Annotated in this window: 22 protein-coding genes; 10 read left to right on the forward strand and 12 right to left on the reverse strand. The window is 72.0% G+C overall.

The window, feature by feature from the left end:
* Positions 1-56: 56 nt before the first annotated feature.
* From ACIBW6_RS04645 to clpS, 4 genes are all read right to left on the reverse strand, one after another.
* Positions 57-473 (reverse strand): Mov34/MPN/PAD-1 family protein, encoded by a 417-nt coding sequence (locus ACIBW6_RS04645; RefSeq protein ID WP_399056636.1) that lies wholly within the window; start codon positions 471-473, stop codon positions 57-59.
* A gap of 86 nt (positions 474-559) precedes the next feature.
* On the reverse strand, positions 560-1,996 hold the full coding sequence (locus ACIBW6_RS04650) for an amino acid permease (protein ID WP_399056638.1): 1,437 nt from the start codon (positions 1,994-1,996) through the stop codon (positions 560-562).
* A 356-nt stretch (positions 1,997-2,352) separates the two neighbouring features.
* A complete protein-coding gene (locus ACIBW6_RS04655; RefSeq protein ID WP_399056640.1) occupies positions 2,353-2,961 on the reverse strand; it encodes a DUF2017 domain-containing protein in 609 nt (202 codons plus the stop codon).
* Between the two features lie 44 nt (positions 2,962-3,005).
* Complete coding sequence (gene clpS / locus ACIBW6_RS04660) at positions 3,006-3,323, reverse strand: ATP-dependent Clp protease adapter ClpS (RefSeq protein ID WP_399056642.1); 318 nt, start codon at positions 3,321-3,323, stop codon at positions 3,006-3,008.
* A gap of 118 nt (positions 3,324-3,441) precedes the next feature.
* Here clpS and ACIBW6_RS04665 point away from each other — a divergent pair, with 118 nt between their 5' ends.
* Both ACIBW6_RS04665 and ACIBW6_RS04670 read left to right on the forward strand, forming a co-directional pair.
* Positions 3,442-4,770, forward strand: coding sequence for a nicotinate phosphoribosyltransferase (locus ACIBW6_RS04665; protein ID WP_399056645.1), 1,329 nt, complete (start codon positions 3,442-3,444; stop codon positions 4,768-4,770).
* 111 nt (positions 4,771-4,881) lie between these two features.
* Complete coding sequence (locus ACIBW6_RS04670) at positions 4,882-5,481, forward strand: isochorismatase family protein (RefSeq protein ID WP_399056647.1); 600 nt, start codon at positions 4,882-4,884, stop codon at positions 5,479-5,481.
* A 168-nt stretch (positions 5,482-5,649) separates the two neighbouring features.
* Here the strand turns inward: ACIBW6_RS04670 and ACIBW6_RS04675 are convergent, their stop codons facing one another.
* The gene (locus tag ACIBW6_RS04675) at positions 5,650-5,970 is read right to left on the reverse strand and encodes a hypothetical protein (protein ID WP_399056649.1); all 321 of its coding nucleotides are present in this window, start codon (positions 5,968-5,970) and stop codon (positions 5,650-5,652) included.
* 133 nt (positions 5,971-6,103) lie between these two features.
* A complete protein-coding gene (locus ACIBW6_RS04680; RefSeq protein WP_399056651.1) occupies positions 6,104-8,491 on the reverse strand; it encodes an immune inhibitor A domain-containing protein in 2,388 nt (795 codons plus the stop codon).
* A 347-nt stretch (positions 8,492-8,838) separates the two neighbouring features.
* Here ACIBW6_RS04680 and ACIBW6_RS04685 point away from each other — a divergent pair, with 347 nt between their 5' ends.
* Positions 8,839-9,138, forward strand: a complete 300-nt coding sequence (locus ACIBW6_RS04685; protein WP_399056653.1) for a hypothetical protein — start codon at positions 8,839-8,841, stop codon at positions 9,136-9,138.
* Positions 9,139-9,174: 36 nt separating this feature from the next.
* Here the strand turns inward: ACIBW6_RS04685 and ACIBW6_RS04690 are convergent, their stop codons facing one another.
* A complete protein-coding gene (locus ACIBW6_RS04690; protein WP_399056655.1) occupies positions 9,175-9,885 on the reverse strand; it encodes an RDD family protein in 711 nt (236 codons plus the stop codon).
* 108 nt (positions 9,886-9,993) lie between these two features.
* Positions 9,994-11,958 carry an RDD family protein gene (locus tag ACIBW6_RS04695; protein ID WP_399056657.1) on the reverse strand — a complete coding sequence of 655 codons (1,965 nt, stop codon included), beginning with the start codon at positions 11,956-11,958 and terminating at the stop codon, positions 9,994-9,996.
* Between the two features lie 243 nt (positions 11,959-12,201).
* Here ACIBW6_RS04695 and ACIBW6_RS04700 point away from each other — a divergent pair, with 243 nt between their 5' ends.
* Positions 12,202-12,681, forward strand: a complete 480-nt coding sequence (locus tag ACIBW6_RS04700; RefSeq protein ID WP_399057658.1) for an SsgA family sporulation/cell division regulator — start codon at positions 12,202-12,204, stop codon at positions 12,679-12,681.
* Between the two features lie 22 nt (positions 12,682-12,703).
* On the opposite strand, the gene ACIBW6_RS04705 is transcribed toward ACIBW6_RS04700, so the two are convergent.
* The gene (locus ACIBW6_RS04705) at positions 12,704-14,074 is read right to left on the reverse strand and encodes an FAD-binding oxidoreductase (protein WP_399056660.1); all 1,371 of its coding nucleotides are present in this window, start codon (positions 14,072-14,074) and stop codon (positions 12,704-12,706) included.
* A 108-nt stretch (positions 14,075-14,182) separates the two neighbouring features.
* On the opposite strand from ACIBW6_RS04705, the gene ACIBW6_RS04710 reads away from it, so the two are divergent.
* On the forward strand, positions 14,183-15,721 hold the full coding sequence (locus ACIBW6_RS04710; protein WP_399056662.1) for a tetratricopeptide repeat protein: 1,539 nt from the start codon (positions 14,183-14,185) through the stop codon (positions 15,719-15,721).
* A gap of 582 nt (positions 15,722-16,303) precedes the next feature.
* Here the strand turns inward: ACIBW6_RS04710 and hppD are convergent.
* A complete protein-coding gene (gene hppD / locus ACIBW6_RS04715) occupies positions 16,304-17,461 on the reverse strand; it encodes a 4-hydroxyphenylpyruvate dioxygenase (RefSeq protein ID WP_399056665.1) in 1,158 nt (385 codons plus the stop codon).
* Between the two features lie 122 nt (positions 17,462-17,583).
* Here hppD and ACIBW6_RS04720 point away from each other — a divergent pair, with 122 nt between their 5' ends.
* From ACIBW6_RS04720 to ACIBW6_RS04740, 5 genes are read left to right on the forward strand one after another with little or no spacing between them, the layout of a single operon-like run.
* Positions 17,584-18,054, forward strand: a complete 471-nt coding sequence (locus tag ACIBW6_RS04720; RefSeq protein WP_399056667.1) for an Lrp/AsnC family transcriptional regulator — start codon at positions 17,584-17,586, stop codon at positions 18,052-18,054.
* Positions 18,055-18,083: 29 nt separating this feature from the next.
* Positions 18,084-18,731 (forward strand): ABC transporter permease, encoded by a 648-nt coding sequence (locus ACIBW6_RS04725; protein WP_399056669.1) that lies wholly within the window; start codon positions 18,084-18,086, stop codon positions 18,729-18,731.
* The gene (locus ACIBW6_RS04730; RefSeq protein ID WP_399056671.1) at positions 18,724-19,995 is read left to right on the forward strand and encodes an ABC transporter ATP-binding protein; all 1,272 of its coding nucleotides are present in this window, start codon (positions 18,724-18,726) and stop codon (positions 19,993-19,995) included. Before ACIBW6_RS04725 ends, ACIBW6_RS04730 begins: the two co-directional genes overlap by 8 nt.
* Positions 19,996-20,003: 8 nt before the next feature.
* Positions 20,004-20,858 (forward strand): ABC transporter permease, encoded by an 855-nt coding sequence (locus tag ACIBW6_RS04735; protein WP_399057660.1) that lies wholly within the window; start codon positions 20,004-20,006, stop codon positions 20,856-20,858.
* A complete protein-coding gene (locus ACIBW6_RS04740) occupies positions 20,855-21,823 on the forward strand; it encodes a glycine betaine ABC transporter substrate-binding protein (RefSeq protein WP_399056674.1) in 969 nt (322 codons plus the stop codon). The genes ACIBW6_RS04735 and ACIBW6_RS04740 overlap by 4 nt, the downstream gene beginning before the upstream one ends.
* A gap of 28 nt (positions 21,824-21,851) precedes the next feature.
* Here the strand turns inward: ACIBW6_RS04740 and ACIBW6_RS04745 are convergent, their stop codons facing one another.
* Both ACIBW6_RS04745 and ACIBW6_RS04750 read right to left on the reverse strand, forming a co-directional pair.
* Entirely contained in the window at positions 21,852-22,652 is an 801-nt protein-coding gene (locus ACIBW6_RS04745) for a S16 family serine protease (RefSeq protein ID WP_399056677.1), read from the reverse strand.
* A 491-nt stretch (positions 22,653-23,143) separates the two neighbouring features.
* Positions 23,144-23,785: an IclR family transcriptional regulator gene (locus ACIBW6_RS04750; RefSeq protein WP_399056679.1), complete on the reverse strand. Its 642-nt coding sequence runs from the start codon at positions 23,783-23,785 to the stop codon at positions 23,144-23,146.
* Between the last annotated feature and the right edge of the window lie 236 nt (positions 23,786-24,021).

Consider the following 24,021-nt stretch of genomic DNA (forward strand, 5'->3'; position numbering starts at 1 on the left):
GAGTGTGATCTCAGCATGCGGTCGAAATCCGTCCAGTGGGCGGGACAGGGCCGGGATCAGGCCGTGACCTCGACCTCTTCCTCCGTGACCTGGCCCTCGACGATGCGGAACGAGCGGAACTGGAAGGGGCCCGCGTCGTCGGTGTCGGCGGTGGAGACCAGGACGTAGTGGGCGCCGGGTTCGTTGGCGTAGGAGATGTCGGTGCGCGAGGGGTAGGCCTCGGTGGCCGTGTGCGAGTGGTAGATGACCACCGGCTCCTCATCGCGGTCGTCCATGTCGCGGTAGAGCTTGAGCAGGTCGCCGGAGTCGAACTCGTAGAAGGTGGGCGAGCGGGCGGCGTTCAGCATCGGGACGAAGCGCTCGGGGCGGCCCTCGCCGACCGGGCCGGCGACGACGCCGCACGCCTCGTCGGGGTGGTCGGCGCGGGCGTGGGCCACGATCTGGTCGTACAGGGCCTTCGAAATCGTCAGCATGCGGCCAGGATAAGCAGGAGGGCCGCCCCGTACCGGAGTGCGGTACGAGGCGGCCCGACTGGTGAGACGCGGTGCGTCGGCGGCGGTCAGCCGCGCTTGGCGAACGCGGCGCTCTGCGGGTTGCGCTTGCGCAGGACGAAGTAGGAGACGCCGAGGACGGCGCCCCACACCGGGGCCGCGTAGAGGGAGACCCGGGCGTCCTTGTCGATGCCCATCATCACGATGACCAGGGCGAGGAAGGCGAGCGAGAAGGCGCTGGCCCAGACGCCGCCGGGGGCGCGGAACTCGGAGACGGGCAGTTCGCCGCGGTCGGACTTCAGGCGGTAGCGGATCTGGCAGATCAGGATGACGATCCAGGCCCACATGCCGGAGATGGTGGCGAAGGAGACGACGTAGTTGAACGCCTCGCCGGGCCACTGGTAGTTGATCCAGACGCCGACCAGCATCATCGCGGCGGAGACCGTCGTGCCGATGAGCGGCAGCCCGTTCTTCGTCAGCTTGGTGAAGAAGGACGGGCCCTGGCCGTTGAGGGCGAGGTCGCGCAGCATGCGGCCGGTGGAGTACATGCCGGAGTTGCAGGACGACAGGGCGGCGGTGAGCACGACGAAGTTGACGATGCCGGCGCCGGCGGCGAGGCCCATCTTCTCGAAGGCGGCGACGAAGGGGCTGACGCCGGGCTGGAAGTTGGTCCACGGCACGACCGAAAGGATCATGATCAGGGCGCCGACGTAGAAGACGGCGATGCGCCACGGCACGGTGTTGATCGCCTTGGGCAGGACCTTCTTCGGGTCCTTGGACTCGCCCGCGGTGACGCCGACCAGCTCGACGGCGAGGAAGGCGAACATGACCATCTGGAGGGTCATGAGGGTGTTGCCGATGCCGTGCGGGAAGAAGCCGCCCTGGTCCCACAGGTGGGCCACGGAGGCGGTGTCGCCGGCGTCGGAGAAACCGATCGTGAGGATGCCGGCGCAGATCAGGATCATGCCGAGAATGGCGGTGACCTTGACCATGGAGAACCAGAACTCCAGCTCACCGAAGAGCTTCACGGAGATCAGGTTGGCGCCGTACAGGATGAACGTGAAGACCAGCGCGGAGACCCATTGCGGGATGTCCCACCAGTACGTCATGTAGGTGGCGGCCGCGGTGACCTCGGTCATGCCGGTGATGACCCAGAAGAGCCAGTACGTCCAGCCGGTGACGAAGCCCGCGAAGGGGCCGATGAACTCGCGCGCGTACTCCGAGAAGGAGCCGGAGACCGGGCGGTACATGAGGAGCTCGCCGAGCGCCCGCATGATGAAGAAGATGACGAGGCCCGCGATGGCGTACGCGAGGATCAGGCTGGGTCCCGCCTTGGAGATGCCCTTGCCCGCGCCGAGGAAGAGGCCGGTCCCGATGGCGCCGCCGATGGCGATCATCTGGATCTGCCGGGAGCCGAGGCCACGCTTGTAGCCCTCGCCGCCCTCGGCCGGGTCGCTCACGGCCTCATTGCCGGCATCGTGCTCGTCGACCTGCACTGAGGTCATGGTGCTGCGCCTTTCTCCATGCCGATCCGTGCCGTCGGTGGCTCGGATCGACTGTGACGATCCTTGGGGGCTGGGCCCCTGGATGGATGGAGCTGTGCCTGCCGGCGGTCGGCCGACAAGGGCGCCCCCGGCGGACAGGGGTGGCGTCCGTCAGGTGGTCGTGAAGATTTATCACGGCGTTCACGGTGCCCGGGGCGGGCGGATGTGACGCGGACCACTGGAAAAAGGGGACAAAAGTCGTTCGCGACCGCAATGGGGGTCGGGGCGGTGACGCGATCGTTATGCGGATTTGAGTGCCCGCTGAGCGAACGCGCTTGCCTGCGCCACCCGGCGGACACCCCTTTCATCCGGACATGTCAGGGCATAAGTGTTTCGACCAGGGTCTCCTGGAGCCCGCCCAGCCACAGGTACGCCATCACCATCGGTTTGCGCGGGTCCTCGTCCGGGAGCCGGTAGAGGAGGTCCGTGTCCTCCTCGTCGGTGATGTCCAGGCGGGTGCCGATGGCCAGGCGCAGGTCGTTCAGGGCCCGCATCCAGCGGACGGACTCGTCCTGGGAGAGCTTGAGGACGGCGCCGCCACCGCCGCCGTCCGGGCTGAGCGCGTCCAGCGAGCGGACCACGGCGAGGGCGTCCTCGCGCTTGCCGGCCCGCAGGTCGTTCTCGGTGAAGCGGCGGAATTCCGAAGAGTAGGCGCGCAGTTCGTCCGCGTCCGCGGCGCTCACGCCCTCCTCGGCCGCCGGGCCGCCGTACGCGTCCGGGAGCAGGCGGCGCAGCACCGCGTCGGTGGGCGGTTCGCTGGGGCCCTCGGCGAAGAGTTCGGCGAGCGGGTCGTCGGAGATCTCGCCGCCGGGGCCCGGGCCGATCAGCTCCAGGAGCTGGACCGCGAGCGAGCGGATGATGGAGATCTCGACGTCGTCGAGGGCGACGGCCGCGCCGCCGGGGATCGGTTCGAAGTGCCCGGGCATCAGAGCGCGGCACCTCTCACGTACGTCGTCAGCACTTGGCCCGCCTACTTCCGATCCTGTTGCAGCGTCGCCCACAGGCCGTACCCGTGCATGGCCTGGACGTCCCGCTCCATCTCTTCGCGGCTCCCGGTGGAGACGACGGCCCGTCCCTTGTGGTGCACGTCCATCATGAGCTTCGTGGCCTTCTCCTTGGAGTAGCCGAAGTAGCTCTGGAAGACGTACGTCACGTAACTCATCAGATTGACCGGGTCGTTGTGGACGAGCGTGATCCAGGGGACGTCCGGCTCGGGGACCACGGAGACATCCTCCGTGGTCTCGGGGCTTTCGATCTCAAAGGGTGCTGGGGCCGTCACACGGCCCATGCTGCCACCACGGAGGGAGAACCGCACAAACGGGCCGCTCGGGCCGGTCGGTGGGCGTTCGCACAAATGGACCCCAGAAATCGTCACCTTGACGCTAAGAGGGGGTAGCATCCAGCTCATGAACACAGCGGACCTTGGCCTGCCGGTGGACGTTCCGTCGACAGCGCTCTTCACCGACCACTACGAGCTGACGATGCTGCAGGCGGCCCTGCACGGGGGCACGGCCGACCGCCACTCGGTCTTCGAGGTCTTCACCAGGCGCCTGCCCGAGGGCCGCCGCTACGGCGTCGTCGCGGGCACCGGGCGCGTCCTGGACGCCGTGGAGAACTTCCGCTTCGACGCGGACGTGCTCGGCTTCCTGCGCGAGCGCGGCGTGGTCGACGAGCCGACCCTGGATTGGCTGGCGCAGTACCGGTTCTCCGGTGACATCTGGGGCTATCCGGAGGGCGAGGTCTACTTCCCCGGCTCGCCGGTCCTGCGCGTCGAGGGCTCCTTCGCCGAGTGCGTGCTCCTGGAGACGGTGATCCTCTCCATCCTCAACCACGACTCGGCGATCGCCGCGGCCGCCTCCCGGATGGCCTCCGCCGCCGGGGACCGGCCGCTGATCGAGATGGGCGCGCGGCGCACGCACGAGCTGGCCGCCGTCGCCGCCTCGCGCGCCGCCTACGTGGGCGGGTTCGCCACGACGTCGGACCTGGCGGCCGGGTTCCGGTACGGCATCCCGACCGTCGGCACCAGCGCCCACGCCTTCACGCTGCTGCACGACACCGAGCGCGACGCCTTCCGCGCCCAGGTCGACTCGCTCGGCGAGGGCACGACGCTGCTCGTGGACACCTACGACGTGCAGGAGGCGGTCCGCACCGCCGTGGAGATCGCGGGGCCCGGGCTCGGCGCCGTCCGGATCGACTCCGGCGACCTGCTGCTCGTCGCGCACCGGGTGCGCAAGGAGCTCGACGAGCTGGGCGCGAAGGACACCAGGATCGTGGTCACCTCCGACCTCGACGAGTACGCCATCGCCTCGCTGGCCGCGGCGCCCGTGGACGCGTACGGCGTCGGCACGCAGCTGGTGACCGGCTCCGGGCACCCCACCTGCTCGATGGTCTACAAGCTGGTGGCGCGCGCCGAGTCCGCCGACCCGGCGGCGCCGCTGGTGCCGGTGGCGAAGAAGGCGGCGGGCGGCAAGACGTCCATCGGCGGCCGCAAGTGGGCCGCGCGCCGGCTGGACCGGGACGGCGCCGCGGAGGCGGAGGTCGTGGGCACGGGCCCGGTGCCCGAGGGGCTCGCCGACCGCCAGCTCCTGGTCGAGCTGGTCAAGGGCGGCGAGGTGCTCTCCCGGGAGCCGCTGGACGCGGTGCGCGAGCGGCACATCGCGGCCCGCGACGGTCTTCCGCTGTCGGCGACGCAGCTCTCCCGGGGCGAGGCCGTCATCCCCACCGAGTACGTGTGAGCCCGGCCGTGCGGGGCGGGCGGCCCGGCCGCCCCCTCCCGCTCGGCACGCGAAGCTTCTACGCTCGTAGTTTCCGAGCCGACCCGTTGGCCTTTCAGTAAGGACCCAGTCATGCGCCGCGCCCTGATCGTCGTAGACGTGCAGAACGACTTCTGCGAGGGCGGCAGCCTCGCGGTGGCGGGAGGTGCCGATGTCGCTGCCGCCGTCACGGACCTGATCGGCCAGACGGCGGGCGGCGGGTACCAGCACGTCGTCGCCACCCGCGACCACCACATCGAGCCCGGCGACCACTTCGCCGTGCCCCCGCAGAGCCCCGACTACCGCACCAGCTGGCCGGTGCACTGCGTCGCCGGGACGGAAGGGGTCGGCTTCCACGCGAACTTCGCGCCGGCGGTCGCCTCTGGGGCGATCGACGCCGTCTTCGACAAGGGGGCGTACGCGGCCGCCTACAGCGGGTTCGAGGGGGCGGACGAGAACGGGGTGCCGCTCGCGCGGTGGCTGCGGGACCGGGACATCTCCGAGGTCGACGTGGTGGGGATCGCCACGGACCACTGCGTGCGGGCCACCGCGCTGGACTCCGTCCGCGAGGGGTTCCGTACGCAGGTGCTGCTGGACCTGACCGCGGGGGTCGCCGCCGCCACGACGGAGGCGGCACTGGAGGAGATGCGGGGCGCCGGGGTCGAGCTGAGCGGGAAGCCCGTGGTGGCGTAGGCGCTGGTGGCTCGGGCGCCGGGTCGCGGTTCGGGCCGCGGGGCTCTGCCCCGGACCCCGCTCCTCAATCGCCGGAGGGGCTTGATGGGTGCCGGATCGGGCTGATCGGGCACCAGGGGGCTCGGCTTGCGCGGGCACCGGTGGTGCTGGGAGTGGTGCTCGGCTTCGTCAGGCGCCGCTGGGGGCGAGGCGGAGCAGGGCTCTTATCGGGTGCCACAGCTCGCCTGTCGAGGCGTCGGGGGCCTCGCGCCACAGCAGGCCGTCGGGGTGGTGCAGGACCGCGGTGATCTCGTCCGGGGTCGGCGGGTGGGCGTTGCCCCGGAGGTAGACCGCGCGCAGGCCGAGGTTGCGCAGGCGGGTCAGGGCCCGGGCCCGGTTGGCGGCGTGCACGAGGACGCGGACCGCGCGCTCGCCGGGGCCCGGCGCGGGCAGGGTCAGCGCGACCACCACGCTGCCTCCGGGCAGCTTGCAGAACCCTCCTGCGGACATGACGGTCACACCCCCGTAAGACGCGGTGTCAATAAGGAACTCACAGGACGCACTCAAACACGATCGGCCGCGACCCGCTAGACCTGGCTAGCACGGTCGCGGCCGATACGGTTCTGACCTGCGGCTTTACCGACTACTTCGTCGAGGGGCCGACCTTGATCGTCATCGAGGAGCCGTCGAGCGGCTGGCCCAGGACGGTGATCCGGGTGTTGGTGTCAGTTGTCTGGACACTCCCCGTCGGGTTCTCCTTGTACCAGTAGGTGCCCTTGTGGTCGTCGAAGACCGGGGTGCCCAGCTGGGCCGGGATCCGCGTCTCGACGCCCAGCTTGTGCAGCTTCATGCCCGGCACCGGGTACCAGCCGAAGGCGGCGTCGTAGGGCGTGATCTTGTTGCTGATCAGCTTGCCGTCCGCCCACTTCAGCGGCTTCGCGTGCGCGTCGACCGGCAGGATCAGGCCCTTGCCGGGGTGCTGGCCGACGTTGTTGTTGCGCTGCGAGGTGTCCCACTGCCAGACGACGAGGCCGGGGCGGTACTGGTAGTGCTCGACCCAGTCGTTCTTCGCGCCGCCGTCGCGCCAGCCGAAGTTGTACGGGCCGACCTTGAGGGTCTTGTCGTAACTCACGTACTGGCGGTTCTCGGCGAGGTAGAACTGCGGGTAGTCGCCGCTGATGGAGGCGCCGACGCGGGAGAAGCCGCGCGCGGTCCAGCCGTTGTCGTCGCCCTCGGCGTCGTCCGTGAAGACCGCCGCGCCGTCCGCCTGCACCGAGAGGTTGTCGGCGGTGAAGCCGAGGCCACCCGCGCCGCCGTCCGTCTTGTAGCGGAACCGGATGTCGATCTTGGTGCCCGCGTACGCGTCGAGCGGGTAGACGAGGTGCTGGAACGTGGTGGAGTCACCGGTCAGCGCGGGCTTGTCGCCGCCGTCGCGCGGGATGGTGACGCCGTCGGCCGTGCCGTCGATCGACTTCCAGCTCGCGCCGCCGTCGGTGGAGACCTGCGTGTACAGGTAGTCGTAGTCCTTCTCGATGTTCCACCAGCCGTCGAGCTCCAGCGCGGCCTTGGCCTTGCCGGTCAGGTCGACCGTGCGCGACAGGGTGTTGTCGAGGTCGTCGCCGTAATCCGACCACCACTGCTTGGAGCCCTGCGCGGGCTGCACGATGTCGGTGGTGACGTGCTTGTCGGGCAGCTCGACGACGAGCGCCTGCTTCAGCTTGGTGTTGTACTCCGACACGCCCAGCTTGTGCAGCGAGTTGGTCGCGGCCTTCGCCTTGTCGTAGTTGAGCCAGCCCAGCTGGAGCTTGTCCCAGGCGGTCATGTCGCCCGGCATGTCGCCGATCTCGTTCTTGCCGGTGCCGAGCCAGGAGCCCGCCGACATCAGCGACCAGAAACCGACCGAGTTCTCGGCCGCGTTCGAGGTGTCGTAGAGGTCGGGCAGGCCCAGGTCGTGGGCGTACTCGTGGGCGAAGACGCCCAGGCCGCCGTTCTCCGGCTGCATCGTGTAGTCGCCGACCCAGATGCCGGTGTCGCCGACCGGGGTGCCGCCCGCCTTGAAGCCCGTGGGGCCGGTGTCGCCGTCGTCGCGGCTGTAGACGTAACCGCGGTGCGCCCACAGGGAGTCGCCGCCCTGCGCGCCGCCGCCGGCCGACCCGTCCTCGCCCGCGTGGACGATCTGGAAGTGGTCGATGTAGCCGTCGGGCTCGTTGAAGTTGCCGTCGTTGTCGTGGTCCGTGCGGTCCCACTGGTCGTACTGGGCGAGGTCGGCCTTGATGTCGGCGTCGGTCTTGCCCGCCGCCTTCTGCTGCTCGACCCACGCGGTGACGCCGTCGCGGACCAGGTCCTCGACGTTCGGGCAGTTGTCGGCGCCGCAGTAGTTGGAGCCGTAACGGGCCTCGTTCCACGGGACCTTGACCCAGTCCGAGACCTCGCCCTCGACCGAGTAGCGACCCGAGGACGTCTTCTCGTAGTACGTCTTGAGCGAGTCGACGCCCTTGCCGGAACCGAAGTACAGGTCCTTGTAGTGCTGGGAGTTGTAGTCCTTCTGCCAGGCCGTGCTGTTGTTCTTCGCACGGTCCGGCTCGGCTATCCGATTGTGCAGCGGGCCGGGCGTGCCGCCGTACTTCGGCTTCAGATCGGGGGTGTTGTCGTCCGCGCGGTCCACCAGGGTGGTGTTGTCGACCTTGTCGCCGAACTCGGTCAGGATCGTGAAGATCTTGTCCGTGCGCTCACGGCCCAGCTCGACGTACTTGCCGCGGCCGAGGTCGACGACCTTCGAGCCGTGCCTCTCCTGGACCTTCGACTTTCCTTGCAGGACGTTCTGCAGGGCGGTCTGCCGCTGCTGCTCCTGCTGCTTGCTGAACGGGCCGTCCATGACATGGCCCTTGCCCCCGTACGTCTTCCCGGAGGTGGTGCCCGGCACGGCCGGCGCATCGGCGGAGGCCGTCGTCGCCAGCGCACCCGTGGCCGCGGTGGCGGCCAGGGTCACGAGCACGGCGGCGGATCTCAACGCCCGTCTCTTGGTGGTCACTTGAGTGGTCCCCTCTTCCGTGGCGGGCTCGCCACGTGTCACAAGTGACGCCATTTGACCGGAGGAGGAGGAGAATTAACAGTCCTTGACTGTGACGTTTCCGTTGCACTATGCAGGGGGGCGGATCCGGAATCCGGACAAGCGCGCCGATACGCGACGGCGCGTACCCCGTCCACAGGATGGACCCGGTGATTCCGTGCGCCCCCCATGCACCGGCACTGTGGGTTAGGCCATGCTTACCAACCGTTCCGTTCGGGCACAGGTCCGATTAGAGTCCGGGCCGACGGTGGGATCCACCGGCCGTGCCCCGCTCGCGCTTCCCTGATGTCACGAGGACGGATACCGCCATGCCTCGCCCGACTGTCGCACAGCTCCTCTACGGTTCCGGCACCGTCATCTGCTCCACCGTCGCCATGCTGCTGCTGTCACAGACGAGTTCGGGCCCCGGCGTGGGCGTGATCGCCGTGTCGGCGCTCATCCTGGGACTCTTCGTGGCCTTCTCCGTGCCGACGCGCAAGCCGGCGGCCGGCGCCCCGGAGGCGACGGGCGGGGTGTCCGAGCGGGTGCCCGCGCAGCGCGTCCCGGCTCCGGCCCACGCGCGCGGCCCGGCCGGCTCCGTGCGGGAACGCGAACCGGCGGGCCCGTGAACCACGGACCCGCCGGACGCCGCACCGCGCCGTGTGTCAGGCGGTGCTGACCACCACCGTCTTGGCGGCCTTGTCGTGCAGGCCCTGCTTGTAGGGCTTGTCGAAGAAGCTCCAGCCGCCGCAGATCGCCGTCCAGATGCAGGCGCAGCAGAAGACGGCCGGAATCCACAGCACGACCGCGCGCAGCAGATTGCTCTGCACGCTGGGCGTCGCGCCGTTGTCGAGGTTGGCCACGCGCAGCTTCAGCAGCTTCTTGCCGAGCGTCTGGCCGGTCCTGGCCATCATCACGGTGTCGTAGCCGATGTAGAGCACGGCCGCGAGCAGCGACTGCCCGAACTGCCGGCCGTACTGGATCTTGTCGGGGTCGGTCTCGTACTCGGAGGTCCCGAACGCCCACGACAGCAGGCCCACCACGATGCCGACCAGGATCAGGTCGATGATCCGGGCCAGCACGCGCTTGCCGCTGTCGGCCAGCGGCGGCATCCCGGCCGGCGGGTCCTGGGCGCCGTGGCCGCCACCCCCGCCGTAGGGGTCGCCCCCGTACGGCGGGGGCGCGCCGCCGCCCGGCGGGGGCGTCGCGCCGTAGGGGTTCTGCGGGGCGTCGTACGGGCCCTGGCCGGGGGACGCCCCCGGCGGCTGCGGACCGTCGTACGGGGAGCCGCCGCCCGGCGAGGCCGGGGGCGGCTTGCGGAACGGGTCGTCGTCCGGCGGCCTGCCGGATCCGTTGGGCGGCGGTTCGGTACTCATGGCCCGAGTGGACCGCGAACCCGGGCGCGACGCACCCGGCGGGCCGCCGTCCGGATGACCCGGACGGCGGCATCCGGCCATGATCGGGCGGGGCGGCCCGGCGGGTGACTACCCGGCGACGAACGTGCGCGCGATCTTGTCGTGCAGGCACTGGCGCCACGGCCGGTCGATCGCGCCCCACAGGACGCCGATGACCCCGATGAGCAGGACGCCGGGCACGGCGTAGGCGAGCCAGCGCCGCAGTGCCGCGCCGAACGACGGGGAGTCGCTGCCCTCGATCTCCCGCACGCTCAGCCCCAGCAGCTTCTTGCCCAGCGTGCGACCCCACTTGGCGGTCGGCAGCGCCTCGTACAGGACGCCGAAAACGAGCAGCACGGCGAGCACGATGCCGAGGTAGGTCGCGGTCGTGCCGTCCAGGAGCCAGACCGTGACCTGCCGGCCCGAGGCCTTCGCCGCGTCGATCTTGCCGTCGATGTGATCGAGGGCGCGGGTGCCGAGCGGCACCGCGACCGCCGCGGTGACGGCGCCCAGGACGAGCGAGTCGACGAGCCGCGCCAGCAGCCGCTTGCCCAGGCCCGCGGGGCGCGCGGACGCCTGCGCCTGCGCGGCGGCGAGGAACGGGTCGGCGGCCACCGGTTTGAACGGGGTGACCGGGCCCTGCGGTTCCGCGGCCTGCTCCGGGGTCGCCAGCTGGTGCACCTGCTGCGCCCAGGACGGCGAGCCGCCGCCGGGGCCCTGGGTGACGGGTGTGGCGACGGCGGGTGCGGCGGACGCGGCGGGCTGGGGGTAGCCGTAGGCGGGCTGCGGCGGCGGGTAGCCGTACCCGGACCGGCTCCCCTGCGGCGCACCGGCCGCGGCCGGCTGGGCCCCCGCGGGCGGCGGGTAGCCGTATCCGGGCTGCGGGTGGAGACCCGGGCTTGCCGGGGCGGCTGCCTGGGCCGGGGCCGGTGCGGGGGCGCTTGCCTGGGGCTGGGGCTGCGACCGAGCCGGGCTCTGCGGCTGGGAGCCCGCCTGGGCCCGGACCGGGGCCTGCGATGGAGCCGGGCTCTGCGGCTGGGAGCCCGCCTGGGCCCGGACCGGGGCCTGCGATGGAGCCGGGCTCTGCGGCTGGGAGCCCGCCTGGGCGGGGGTCTGGGCTTGCGCGGGGGGCTGGGCCTGCGCGAAAGGCTGGGGTTGACCGGGAGCCTGGGGTTGACCGGAGCCCCGAACCTGGCCCGAGAACTGGTCCTGCCCGGCGGCCGGGGACTGCCCCGCGACCCGGGCCTGCCCGGAGAGTTGAGGCTGCCCGGAGACCTGGGCCGGGCCGGAGACCTGGGGCTGCCCGGAGGCCTGGGGCTGTGCGGAGGCCTGGGGTTGTCCCGAGGCCTGGGCCGGGCCGGAGACCTGGGGCTGTGCGGAGGCCTGTGGTTGTCCCGAGGCCTGGGCCGGGCCCGAGGCCTGGGGCTGCCCGGAGACCTGGGGCTGTGCGGAGGCCTGGGCCTGGGCCTGGCCGGTGGCCTGGGGTTGATCGGCGGAATGGGTTCGGCCCGCGGTCTGCTGGGGTACCGCTCGGATCGTCATCGTGCCGTCGCCGCGCGGCGGCGCACCGGCGCCGGGGCGCACCGCGCGGATCGCGACGTTGCCGTCGGTGCGCGCGGGGACGGCCGGGGCGGCGGGGGGTTCGGGCGCGGCCGCGGGGTCGGTGGGCTCGCGCGGGTCGGTGCCCGCGGGGCCCGCGCCCCAGGAGACGCGGCGGTCCTGCTCGCCGCCGAACCCGCTCTGGTGGGAGGTGTCGGCCGCCCAGGCGGTGGCGGGCTCGGGCGAGTCCGGGTCGTCGGAGCCCGTCTCCGTCCGGACCGAGGGCTCCTCGTCGAGGAAGACCGGGCCGGTCTCCTCCACGGGACCCGGCGCCGGTGCCGCGGGCGCCGACCCGGCAGGGACCGGCAGGGACTCGCCCTCGGACGGGGCGGGGCGGCTGGTGCCGGGCACCCAGGCGGCACCGTTCCAGTACCGGACGTATCCGGGGATGGACGGGTCGGGGTAATAGCCTTCGCGGGGCCGGTCGTCACCGGGGGCCGGGGTTGGGGCGCTCATGTCCGTCGTCCCGTATCTGCTCGGGGGTCTTGTTGTGGCCTCCACATCTATCAGACGGCCGCACCCGCCCGCGCCGGTCCGCCGGTACGCCCCACTTTCCGGGCAACGCGCCGTGCGCCGCGGCGACTGCGGCGGGCCCGCGAAGAAACTTCGGCGAACTCGCGTAATGCGGCGGGCACATCGCGCTCTCTCCCCGTGCGGGCCCACACCGGGGCCCCGTACGCAGGAGAGGAAGTGCCCGCGATGCACACCGTGGTGGAACGCGAACTCGAGCTGAAACTGGTGCTGTCGCCGGAGCGGAGCATCCCCGTGCCGGCCCGGCTGTCCTACCGCACCGACGACCCGTACGCCGTCCACATCACCTTCCATCTCGGCTCGGACCATCCGGTGCACTGGACGTTCGCCCGCGAGCTGCTGGTGGAGGGGGTGTTCCGGCCCTGCGGCCACGGCGACGTGCGGATCTGGCCGACCAAGGTGGACGGCCGCAGCGTCGTCCTGATGGCGCTGACCTCGCCGGACGGCGACGCGCTGCTCGAAGCGCCCACCGTGCCGGTCTCGGCCTGGCTGGAGCGGACGCTGCGGGTGGTCCCTCCGGGCTCTGAGGCCGCGCAGCTCGGCATCGACGACGGCCTCGCCGAGCTGCTGGCCACGACCCCGGCCGGCGACGACCTCTACCTGCGCGACCCGTGGCCGTCGGACGAGTCGTCGTCCGACGAGCGGTGAGGGGGCCGAGCCGGGGCCGGGGTCAGAACAGTTTGCCGGGGTTGAGCAGGCCCAGCGGGTCGAAGGTCGCCTTGACGGCCCGCTGCACGTCGACGCCGACCGGGCCGAGCTCGCGCGCCAGCCACTCCTTCTTCAGGACGCCGACGCCGTGCTCGCCGGTGATGGTGCCGCCGAGTTCCAGGCCGAGCGCCATGATCTCGTCGAAGGACTCGCGGGCCCGGCGGCCCTCGTCGGCGTCCTGGGCGTCGAAGCAGACGGTGGGGTGGGTGTTGCCGTCGCCCGCGTGCGCGCAGACGCCGATGGTCAGGGCGTACTTGGCGGCGATGCGCTCGACGCCTTCGAGGAGTTCGGCGAGCCGGGAGCGCGGCACGCAAACGTCGTCGATCATCGTGGTGCCCTTGACCGCTTCGAGGGCGGTGAGGGACAACCGCCGTGCCTGGAGCAGCAGTTCGGACTCGGCGGCGTCCTCGGCGGGCACCACCTGGGTGGCGCCCGCCGCCTCGCACAGCGCGCCGACGGCGGCGAGGTCGCTCGCCGGGTCCGGGGTGTCGAAGGCGGCGAGGAGCAGGGCCTCGGTGGTCTCGGGCAGACCCATGTGGGCCATGGCGTTGACCGCCTTGACGGTCGTGCGGTCCATCAGCTCCAGCAGGGACGGGACGTGGCCGCCCTCCATGATCGCGCAGACGGCGTCGCAGGCCGCGGCGGCGGAGGCGAACTCGGCGGCCAGCACGAGCTGCTGGGGCGGCTGCGGCTTGAGGGCGAGCGTCGCCCGGACGATGATGCCGAGGCTGCCCTCGGAGCCGACGAAGAGACGGGTCAGGTCGTAGCCGGCGACGCCCTTCGCGGTGCGCCGGCCGGTGGACAGCAGGCGGCCGTCGGCGAGGACGACGTCGAGCCCGAGCACGTACTCGGCCGTGACGCCGTACTTCACGCAGCACAGGCCGCCGGAGGCCGTGCCGATGTTGCCGCCGATGGTGCACATCTCCCAACTCGACGGGTCGGGCGGGTAGTACAGGCCCACGTCGTTGACGGCGCGGGAGAGGGCGGCGTTGACGACGCCGGGTTCGACGACGGCGATCCGGTCGACCGGGCTGATCTCCAGGATGCGGTCCATCTTGACGAGCGAGAGCACGATGCAGCCGTCGGTGGCGTTGGCGGCGCCGGACAGGCCGGTGCGGGCGCCCTGGGGGACGACGGGGACGCGCAGCGCGGTGGCGGTGCGCATGACGTGCTGGACCTGTTCGACGGTGCGGGGCAGCACGACGACGGCGGGGCGGCCCGCGTCGCAGAAGCTCGCCATGTCGTGGGCGTAGGCGGCGGTGACGTCGGGGTCGGTGACGAGCGCCTCGGCGGGCAGTCCGTCCCCGAGCAGTTCGATGAGGGTGCGGCTCATGATCACAGCCTGGCACCCGGGGCCATCGGTGTGAACCCGTCTGCGGGGTCGGTCGCGGGCCGGGATGGCGGCCGGATGCGCTCCTGGTACGCCCGCACAGTGAGCGGCATGGAGAAGGCCATGGACAACGCCATGGAGTACGCGGAGCTGGAGCTTGCGGACGATGTGGATGACGAGGCGGTGCACGGCGTGCCGCCCGCCTTCACCGGTGCGGTGCGGCGCCGCTCCCCCGTGCTGCGGCGCGCGCTGCTTGCGTTCGCCGCCGGGTGCGTGCTCCTCGGCGGGGTGCTCGTGGCGCGGCCGGACGGGCAGGCGCGGGCGCCGGTCCCCGCTTCACCCGGGCCCGCCGGGCGGGCGGTGATCGCCCAGGCGGCCGGGGCGCCCGCGTCGCTGCCCGACCTGACCGCGCTGATCGCCGAGCGCGAGGCCGGGCTGCGGGCGCATCCGCGCTCCGCCGGGGCGTGGGCGGCGCTCGGGGCCGCCTATGCCGAGCGCGGGGCGCGGACCGCCGACCCGGCGTACTACCCCAGGGCCGAGTCGGCGCTGCGCCGTTCGCTCGCCCTGCGGCCGCGACGCAACGCGGCGGCCCTCGACGGCCTCGCCTCGCTGGCCGCCGCGCGGGGCGACTGGCGCGGCGCCCGCGGGTTCGGCGAGGCCGCGGTGGCGCCGGCGCCGCGGCGGTGGACGGCGTACGCGGCGCTGGTCGACGCCGACCTGGGCCTCGGTGACCACGCGGCGGCCGCGCGGCACCTGGCGAAGCTGTCCTCGCTCGCCGGCGGGACGGCGGTGGTGCTGCGCACCGCGGCCGTGTACCGGGACCAGGGCCGGCGGGAGGACGCGGCGGCCCTGCTCAGCGACGGGGCGGCCCGCGCGGGGACGCCCACGGAGCGGGCCGCGCTGCTGCACCTCGGCGGTGAACTGGCCTGGGAGCGGGGGGACGCGGGGGACGCGTTGCGGTACTGCGACGCGGCGCTCGCCGCGGACCCGCGGTTCTTCGCGGCGTATGCCGGGCAGGGGCGGGCGCTGGCCTCGCTGGGCCGTACGCGGGAGGCCGTGCGGGCCTATCAGCGGGCGCTCGCGGGGCGGCCCGAGCCGCAGTACGCGCTTGAGCTCGGCGAGTTGTACGAGTCCCTGCACGAGGACCGCGCGGCCCGCGGGCAGTACGACGCACTGCGGGCCCGGGCCGCCGCGCGGGGAGCCCGCGGGGTGGACGACACGCTGGTGCTCGGCCGGTACGAGGCGGACCACGGGGAGCCGGCGGCGGCGGTGGCGCGGCTGCGGGGCGCGTGGGCGCGGTCGCACGGGGCGCCGGTGGCGGATGCGCTGGGCTGGGCGTTGCACCGGGCCGGGCGGGACGGGGAGGCGATCGCGCTGCTGCGGGCGGCGACGGATTCCTCGCGGGGTGGGGGTGTGCGGAGCGGGCTTCTCCTGTACCACCGGGGGGTCGTCGAGCGGCGGCTCGGGCTCGGTGGGGCGGCGCGGCGGCATCTGCGGGAGGCGGTGCGGATCGATCCGGGGTTCTCCCCGCTGTTCGCTCCGCGGGTTCGGCGGGAGCTTTTGTTGCTCGGGGAGCCGGTGGGGGGTGGGCCGGCCCGCGTGTGGGGGGTTCCCCGCGAGGCGCCGGGGGCGCCGGGGGGACGGGGCTGAGCCGGGTGCCGCTCGGATGGTGCGCCGGGGCCCAGCCCTTGGTCGTTCGGCTGCGGGCCGGTGGGGGCTGGTCGCGCAGTTCCCCGCGCCCCTGACGGGGCACTCCGTGCGCCCCCGTTTTCGGCCGCGGACCGGTGGGGGTTCCCGCGCCGTTCCCCGCGCCCCTGACGGGGCACTCCGTGCGCCCCCGTTTTCGGCCGCGGACCGGTGGGGCTTCTCGCGCCGTTCCCCGCGCCCCTAAAGGCGCACTGCGTGCGCCTCCGTTGTTGGCTTTCGGCCGGTGGGGCTTCTCGCGCCGTTCCCCGCGCCCCTGGAGCATGCGGCTTCGCCGCGGCTCCAGGGCCCCGTGGGCGCCCGATGAGATGCCGCACGAAGTGCGCATCTCGGGGGCGCGGGGAACTGCGCGAGAAGCCCCACCGGAGCCGCGGACGAAGTACCGCCCAGGGGCGCGGGGAACTGCGCGAGCAACCACGAGGGCGCGCCAGCCGAAAGGCTGCCTGTGAGGGGCGCGGGGAACTGCGCGAGTCGTCCCCGCCGGGCCGCGCGGATGCATGCCCCGTACAGCCGCGGAGCGGGATGGTCTCAGAGGTTGCCCCGCTTCTCCTGTTCCCGCTCGATCGCCTCGAAGAGCGCCTTGAAGTTGCCCTTGCCAAAGCCCATGGACCCGTGGCGTTCGATCATCTCGAAGAAGACCGTCGGCTTGTCCTGGACCGGCTTGGTGAAGATCTGGAGCAGGTAGCCGTCCTCGTCCCGGTCGACGAGGATCTTCAGCTCGCGCAGGGTCTCGACGGGGACCCGCGTCTCCCCCGCCCACTCCCCGAGCGTGTCGTAGTAGGAGTCCGGCGTGTCGAGGAACTGGACCCCGGCCGCCCGCATGGTCCGTACCGAGGAGACGATGTCGTTCGTGGCGAGCGCGATGTGCTGGACGCCGGCCCCGCCGTAGAACTCCAGGTACTCGTCGATCTGGGACTTCTTCTTGGCGACGGCGGGCTCGTTGATCGGGAACTTGACCTTGAGCGTGCCGTCCGCGACGACCTTCGACATCAGCGCGCTGTACTCGGTCGCGATGTCGTCGCCCACGAACTCCTTCATGTTCGTGAAGCCCATGACCTTGTTGTAGAACTCCACCCACTCGTTCATGCGGCCGAGTTCGACGTTGCCGACGCAGTGGTCGATGGCCTGGAAGGTGCGCTTGGCGGGCGGCTCGACGATCGGCGCGGCGGCCTGGAACCCGGGCAGGTAGGGGCCGTCGTAGCCGGAGCGCTCGACCAGGGTGTGGCGCGTCTTGCCGTACGTGGCGATGGCGGCGCGGACGACGGTGCCGTGCTCGTCCTTGACCTCGTGCGGCTCGGCGATGCCGCGGGCCCCGTGCTCGACGGCGTAGGCGTACGCGGCGCGCGCGTCCGGCACCTCGATGGCGAGGTCGACGACGCCGTCGCCGTGGGCGGCGACGTGGTCCTCCAGGAAGTGGCCCCACTCGGTGGAGGCCTTGATGACGGAGGTGAACACGAAGCGGGCGGAGCCGTTGGTCAGGACGTACGAGGCGGTCTCGCGGCTGCCGTTCTCCGGTCCGGAGTAGGCCACGAGCTTCATGCCGAAGGCGGTGGAGTAGTAGTGCGCGGCCTGCTTGGCGTTGCCCACGGCGAAGACGACCGCGTCCATCCCCTTGACCGGGAAGGGGTCGGCCTGCCGGGCGGTGTCGGGGGTGTGCTGCGAGGACGAGTGTGTGGTCTGCGTCATGAGGGGAGGCTCCCGCCGTTCCACAAGGTGCGCAACAGTTCGCGTATCAGCTGGACAATCTGTTCAGGGACCCGCGGGTTCCGGCAGACTGATTGCACAGGATGACCACCCGGGAGGCGCGCATGCCGATCGATCGTCTGGACGGCCGGCTGATCCTGCTGCTGGCCCGGGAGCCGCGGATCGGGGTGCTGGAGATGTCGCGGCGGCTCGGCGTGGCCCGCGGCACCGTGCAGGCCCGCCTGGACCGGCTTACCTCGAACGGAGTCATCCGCGGCTTTGGCCCCCAGGTGGACCCGGCGGCGCTCGGCTACCCCGTCACCGCGTTCGCGACGCTGCAGATCCGCCAGGGCCAAGGAGCCGACGTCAGAGCGCATTTGACCGGCGTCCCGGAGGTCCTGGAGCTGCACACGACGACGGGCAGCGGGGACATGCTCTGCCGGCTCGTGGCCCGCTCGAACGCGGATCTCCAGCGGGTGATCGACCTGGTTGTCGGTTTTGATGGCATCGTCCGGGCTTCCACGGCGATCGTCATGGAAAATCCGGTTCCGCCGCGGATCATCCCGCTGGTGGAGCAGGCGTCGGGAGATACCTGACACCGGACCCGGTCCTGCTGCGAGGTGCGATGAACTTCTGGGAGTACCTGGTCAACCGCCACCAGCAGCTGCTCGCCGACTCCTACCAGCACGCCAGCGCCGTCTTCCAGTGCATGGTGGTCGCCACCCTCATCGGGGTCGTGATCGCCGTCGTCACCTACCGCAGCGACTGGGCCGGGAACCTCGCGACGACCGCCACCTCGACGATCCTCACCATCCCCTCGCTCGCCCTGATCGGCCTGCTGATCCCGCTGGTGGGGCTCGGGGTCGCGCCGACCGTCATCTCCCTGACCCTGTACGGGCTGCTGCCGATCGTGCGCAACGCCATCGTGGGGCTGCGCGGGGTCGACCCGACGCTGATCGACGCGGCCAAGGGCATCGGGATGTCCCGGGCGGCCCGGCTGTTCCGGGTGGAGCTGCCGCTGGCGTGGCCGCCGATCCTGACCGGCATCCGGGTCTCCACGCAGATGCTGATGGGGATCGCCGCCATCGCCGCGTACGCCTCCGGGCCCGGGCTCGGCAACGAGATCTTCCGCGGCATCGCCTCCCTGGGCAGCGCCAACGCGCTCAACCAGGTGCTGGCGGGCACGCTCGGCATCATCGTCCTCGCCCTGCTCTTCGACGCCGCGTACGTCCTCATCGGACGGCTGACCATCCCGAGGGGGATCCGTGTCTGAACCCGTCTCCGACACCGCGACCGGCACGCGCGCGTCCGGGGCCGCCATCGAGCTGGAGAACCTCAGCAAGCGCTACCCGGGTTCGTCCGATCCGGCCGTGGACAGCGTGAACATGGAGATCAAGGCGGGCGAGCTGATCATCTTCGTCGGCCCCTCCGGCTGCGGGAAGTCGACCACCCTCAAGATGATCAACCGGCTGATCGAGCCGACCGGCGGCCGCATCCGCATCAACGGCGAGGACGTCACCGACATGGACCCGGTGAAGCTGCGCCGCAAGGTCGGCTACGCGATCCAGTCCTCGGGCCTCTTCCCGCACATGACCGTCGCGCAGAACATCGCGCTCGTGCCGAAGATGGTCGGCTGGTCGAAGTCGAAGGTCGCCTCCCGGGTCGAGGAGATGCTGGACCTCGTCGGGCTCGACCCGGGCGAGTTCCACGGCCGCTACCCGCGCCAGCTCTCCGGCGGCCAGCAGCAGCGCGTCGGCGTGGCGCGGGCGCTCGCCGCCGATCCGCCGGTGCTGCTGATGGACGAGCCGTTCGGCGCCGTCGACCCGATCACCCGCGACCACCTCCAGGACGAGCTGATCCGCCTCCAGCACGAGCTGCACAAGACGATCGTCTTCGTCACGCACGACTTCGACGAGGCCATCAAGCTCGGCGACCGGATCGCGGTGCTGCGCGAGCGCTCGCACATCGCCCAGTTCGACACCCCGGAGGCCATCCTCACCAACCCGGCCGACGACTTCGTCTCCGGGTTCGTCGGCGCGGGCGCGGCCCTCAAGCGGCTCAACCTCACCCGCGTACGCGACGTCGAGGTCACCGACTACCCGACCGTCGGCGTCGACGACCCGCTCCAGGACATCTTCAACAAGCTGCGGGCCGCCGGGACGAACGAGCTGCTGCTCCTCGACCGGCGCCGCCGCCCCTACAAGTGGCTGCGCCGCGGCGACCTGATGCGGGCCAAGGGGTCCCTGGCCCGCGCGGGCACCCTGGTCCACGACACCGTGACCTGGGACGCGACCCTGCGCGACGCGCTGGAGGCGGTCCTCACCGACAACGCGGGCCGCGTCGCGGTCACCGGGCGGCGCGGCGAGTACGAGGGCGTCGTCGACATGGAGACCCTGATGAACTCCGTGCACGAACTCCTCGACGCCGACCGGCTCGAAGCGGCCGAGCACCAGCACGACCTGGAGGAGCACCGGGCCCGTCAGACGCAGGCGGAGCAGGAGGGCGCGGGGGCCGGCGACGCAGGGGGGCCGGCGTGAGCACTCCCCTGAAGCGCGGCGACGGGCGTCCCGAGGGCGAGCACGAGGTCAAGGGCCTCGCCTTCCGCGACGAGGGCGAGGGCGAACAGGAGGCGCCGCCGCCGTCCGCGGCGCGCCGGCAGCCGCGCCGCATCACCTGGCAGAAGCTGACCTTCCTGCCGGTCGTCCTGGCGGCGGTGCTGCTCGCCACCTGGCTCTGGTTCCGCAGCGCCGACCTCGACTCGATCTCGGAGAACGCCATCTCCGGCGGGCAGGTGTGGAAGGCGCTGCGCCAGCACATCACGCTCACGGTGATCTCGACGTTCTTCGTGCTGATCATCGCGATCCCGCTGGGCATCCTGCTGACCCGCAAGGCCTTCCGCAAAGCGACCCCGTTCGCCCTCACGCTCGCCAACATGGGGCAGGCGACGCCCGCGATCGGCCTGCTGGCGCTCCTCGTCATCTGGCTGGGCATCGGGCAGCGGACCGCCCTGATCGGCATCATCATCTACGCGATCCTGCCGGTGCTCTCCAACACGATCGCGGGGCTCAAGGCCAACGACCCGACGCTCCTGGAGGCGGCGCGCGGCATCGGCATGTCGCCGCTGGGCGTCCTCGCCCGGGTCGAACTGCCGCTGGCCGTCCCGCTGATCCTCGCGGGGGTGCGGACCGCGCTCGTCCTCAACGTCGGCACGGCGACCCTCGCCACGTTCGGCGGCGGCGGCGGTCTCGGCGTCCTCATCACCACCGGCATCACCAACCAGCGCATGCCGGTCCTGATCCTCGGCTCGATCCTGACCATCGCCCTGGCCCTGCTCGTCGACTGGCTGGCCTCGCTCGCCGAACTCCTGCTGCGCCCGCGCGGCCTGGAGGTGCGCTCATGAGGTACCGGACGCGGATGGCAGCGGCGGCGGCGAGCGGGCTCGTGCTGCTCGCCGGGTGCGGGCTCACCAGCGGCAGCCCGCTGGTCGACGACGTACGGCCCGGCACGGTCGGCCGGGGCGCGCCGCTGGCGGGCGCGGACATCACCGTCACGTCGAAGGAGTTCACCGAGCAGCTGATCCTCGGCGCGATGATGGGCATCGCGTTCAAGGCGGCCGGCGCGGACGTCCTGGACCGCACCGGGATCCAGGGCTCGGTCGGCGCCCGCGAGGCCATCAAGTCCGGTGACGCGGACGCCATGTACGAGTACACGGGCACGGCCTGGATCACGTACCTCGGCAACTCCCGCCCGATCCCCGACCCGCACCGGCAGTGGGAGGCGGTGCGCAAGGCCGACCTGAAGAACGGGATCACCTGGCTGGCGCCGTCCGCGCTCAACAACACGTACGCGCTGGGCATGAACCAGGCCAACTTCAAGAAGTACCGCACCAAGACCCTCTCCGACGTCGCGGCCCTGTCGAAGTCGGACCCGGGCGCCGTCACCCTGTGCGTGGAGAGCGAGTTCGCCAACCGGGCGGACGGGCTGCCGGGGATGGAGAAGGCGTACGGGATGAAGATCAGCGCCGGGAACATCACGCAGATGGACAGCGGGATCATCTACACGCAGGCCGCCAAGGGCAGTTGCACGTTCGGCGAGGTCTACACGACCGACGGCCGGATCAGGGCGATGAACCTGCACGTCACCCAGGACGACAAGCACTTCTTCCCCAACTACAACGCGGCGCCCGAGATCAACTCGAAGTCCCTGAAGAAGTATCCGCAGATGGCGGAGGTGCTGGCGCCCATCACCAAGGCGCTCGACAACACCGTCGCGCAGGAACTCAACGCGAAGGTCGACGTCGACGGGCAGGACCCGCACGACGTCGCGAAGGACTGGCTGGTGCGGAAGGGGTTCGTCAAGGAGTGAGCCGGGCGGCTGGGGGCGCGCGCCGGGTTCAGCAGGCGGGGACGGAGCCGGTGTTCTTCGCCAGGTCGGTCAGGGCGGTGACCGCTCCGCGCAGCGTGCTCACCGGGATCAGCCGCATCGACTTCGGCGCCGACGCCTTCGCGTCCGAGCACTCCGCCTTCGGTACGAGGAAGACCGTGGCGCCGTCGCGGTCGGCGGCCTGCACCTTGAGGGAGACCCCGCCGACCGCGCCGACCCGGCCGGTGTCGTCGATGGTGCCGGTGCCCGCGACCGACTTCCCGCCGGTCAGCTCGCCGCCGCTGCCGTCGCCGTCCAGCATGTCGACGATGCCGAGCGAGAAGAGCAGGCCCGCGCTGGGGCCGCCGACGTCGCCGAGCTGCAGGGCGACCTCGACGCCGTCCGTGGTCGCGCCCTCGTCGTTCAGGTAGCCGAGCGCGGCCTCGGTGGCGGCGTCCTGGGACCCCTTCATCTCCTTCTTGTTGTGCGCCTCGATCTCCTTGGTGGAGCCGCCCGACGGGTAGACCGAGTCCCGGGGCATGACCGCGCGGTCCTCCGCGAACCAGCCGTCGAGCACGTCACCGAGGTGCACGGAGGCGTCCGGGCCCGTCGCCACGATGGTCACCGCGCGCAGCGCTCCGCGGGTGTCGCGGGTCGGGGCGCCGGTGATGGCGATGACGGGCTTGCCGTCGTCCTTGCCGAGCACGTTCGTCGTGGGGCCCGGCTGCGCCACCGAGAACGGCAGCGGGGCGAGTGCGGCCACCGCGAGCAGGGCGACGGTGGGGAGGGCGCACAGGGTGAGGGCAGCGGGGCGGCTGAGGCGGTTGAACACGGCCCCAATCTAACGCGGGGGGTTCCGTGTGCGGTCCTGGGCTCGTGCGGGGTCCCTTCACCGCGGCCCCGGGTTGTGCTTCTCGCGCGCTTCGCGCGCCCCCATGGGTTGTCGATCAGCTGCCGGCCGGTGGGGGCTGATCGCGCAGTTCCCCGCGCCCCTGAAGGGCGCACTGCGTGCGCCCCCCTGTTTGTCCGCCCGCCCGGTGGGGGCTGGTCGCGCAGTTCCCCGCGCCCCTGAGATGCGCACTTCGTGCGCCATCTCATCGGGCCCCTGAGGCTGCGGCGAAGCCGCATGCCTTTAGGGGCGCGGGGAACTGCGCGAGCAACCACGACGAGAGCCGCACTCAACGGATGGCCGGGCCCGGCAGACGCTCAGGGGCGCGGGGAACTGCGCGACCGGCCACGACGAGAGCCGCACCTGCGCGACGGGCGCGTCCCCGACACGGCGGCCCGGGGCCGACCCGACCCGGGGTCACCAGGAACCGCCCCTCAGCGGAGCGCGTCCGCTACTTCTCGCGCCGCATCCATCACCCGCGGCCCCACCCGCTCGGGCACCGCGTCCGCCAGCATCACCACTCCCACGCTCCCCTCAAGACCGGTCACCCCGAGCAGCGGCGCGGCGGCGCCACTCGCCCCGGCCTCCAGCTCGCCGTGGGTGAGGGTGTAGCCGGGTTCGGGCAGCACCCCGCGCCGGGAGGCGAGGATGGCCCGGCCCGCGGCCCCCCGGTCGAGGGGGTGGCGGAACCCGGTCCGGTACGCCACGTGGTAATCCGTCCAGGTCGGTTCGACGACCGCGACGGCCAGCGCCTCCGACCCGTCGACCAGCGTCAGGTGCGCCGTCGCCCCGATGTCCTCGGCCAGCGACCGCAACGCGGGCAGCGCCGCCTCCCGTACCAGCGGATGCACCTGCCGCCCCAGACGCAGCACGCCGAGGCCGACCCGGGCGCGGCCGCCCAGGTCGCGACGGACGAGGGCGTGCTGCTCCAGCGTGGCGAGCAGGCGGTAGACGACCGTGCGGTTCACGCCGAGCTTGGTGGACAGCTCGGTCACGGTCAGCCCATGGTCGGTGTCGGCGAGCAGTTTGAGGACGCGCAGTCCTCTGTCGAGCGTCTGGGAGGTCTCCGCGGTCACGACGCCCACTCCTTCATGGTGAGGTCGGCGGTCTCCTACGCGGCGGTTTGCGTCGCCTGTCCCTTGGGCGACGCGCGTCAGAGCCGCCGGTCGGTGATCAGGCGCTGGGCTGCATACGGCTCTACGGCTGCAGACGACTGTCTTCGTGCGTACCGGCTGCGCTCCGCGGCGGCGCTGCCACGGGGCGTGTGCGTTGCCGGGAATGTAGCGAGGTCGTCCCGCTGAGCGGAAGACTC

This window comes from Streptomyces sp. NPDC049813 (assembly GCF_044465085.1).
In the GTDB taxonomy this organism is placed as follows: Bacteria; Actinomycetota; Actinomycetes; order Streptomycetales; family Streptomycetaceae; genus Streptomyces.

Excerpts from the sequence above, each read along its gene's own strand:
- ACIBW6_RS04685 (WP_399056653.1), top strand. The coding sequence starts at position 8,839 with ATGCCTCGCCCGACTGTCGCACAGCTCCTCTACGGTTCCGGCACCGTC.
- ACIBW6_RS04725 (WP_399056669.1), top strand. The coding sequence starts at position 18,084 with ATGAACTTCTGGGAGTACCTGGTCAACCGCCACCAGCAGCTGCTCGCC.
- ACIBW6_RS04650 (WP_399056638.1), bottom strand. The coding sequence starts at position 1,996 with ATGACCTCAGTGCAGGTCGACGAGCACGATGCCGGCAATGAGGCCGTG.
- ACIBW6_RS04695 (WP_399056657.1), bottom strand. The coding sequence starts at position 11,958 with ATGAGCGCCCCAACCCCGGCCCCCGGTGACGACCGGCCCCGCGAAGGC.
- ACIBW6_RS04740 (WP_399056674.1), top strand. The coding sequence starts at position 20,855 with ATGAGGTACCGGACGCGGATGGCAGCGGCGGCGGCGAGCGGGCTCGTG.
- ACIBW6_RS04675 (WP_399056649.1), bottom strand. The coding sequence starts at position 5,970 with ATGTCCGCAGGAGGGTTCTGCAAGCTGCCCGGAGGCAGCGTGGTGGTC.
- hppD (WP_399056665.1), bottom strand. The coding sequence starts at position 17,461 with ATGACGCAGACCACACACTCGTCCTCGCAGCACACCCCCGACACCGCC.
- ACIBW6_RS04665 (WP_399056645.1), top strand. The coding sequence starts at position 3,442 with ATGAACACAGCGGACCTTGGCCTGCCGGTGGACGTTCCGTCGACAGCG.
- ACIBW6_RS04710 (WP_399056662.1), top strand. The coding sequence starts at position 14,183 with ATGGAGAAGGCCATGGACAACGCCATGGAGTACGCGGAGCTGGAGCTT.
- ACIBW6_RS04705 (WP_399056660.1), bottom strand. The coding sequence starts at position 14,074 with ATGAGCCGCACCCTCATCGAACTGCTCGGGGACGGACTGCCCGCCGAG.
- ACIBW6_RS04720 (WP_399056667.1), top strand. The coding sequence starts at position 17,584 with ATGCCGATCGATCGTCTGGACGGCCGGCTGATCCTGCTGCTGGCCCGG.
- ACIBW6_RS04690 (WP_399056655.1), bottom strand. The coding sequence starts at position 9,885 with ATGAGTACCGAACCGCCGCCCAACGGATCCGGCAGGCCGCCGGACGAC.
- clpS (WP_399056642.1), bottom strand. The coding sequence starts at position 3,323 with ATGGGCCGTGTGACGGCCCCAGCACCCTTTGAGATCGAAAGCCCCGAG.
- ACIBW6_RS04655 (WP_399056640.1), bottom strand. The coding sequence starts at position 2,961 with ATGCCCGGGCACTTCGAACCGATCCCCGGCGGCGCGGCCGTCGCCCTC.
- ACIBW6_RS04670 (WP_399056647.1), top strand. The coding sequence starts at position 4,882 with ATGCGCCGCGCCCTGATCGTCGTAGACGTGCAGAACGACTTCTGCGAG.
- ACIBW6_RS04645 (WP_399056636.1), bottom strand. The coding sequence starts at position 473 with ATGCTGACGATTTCGAAGGCCCTGTACGACCAGATCGTGGCCCACGCC.
- ACIBW6_RS04700 (WP_399057658.1), top strand. The coding sequence starts at position 12,202 with ATGCACACCGTGGTGGAACGCGAACTCGAGCTGAAACTGGTGCTGTCG.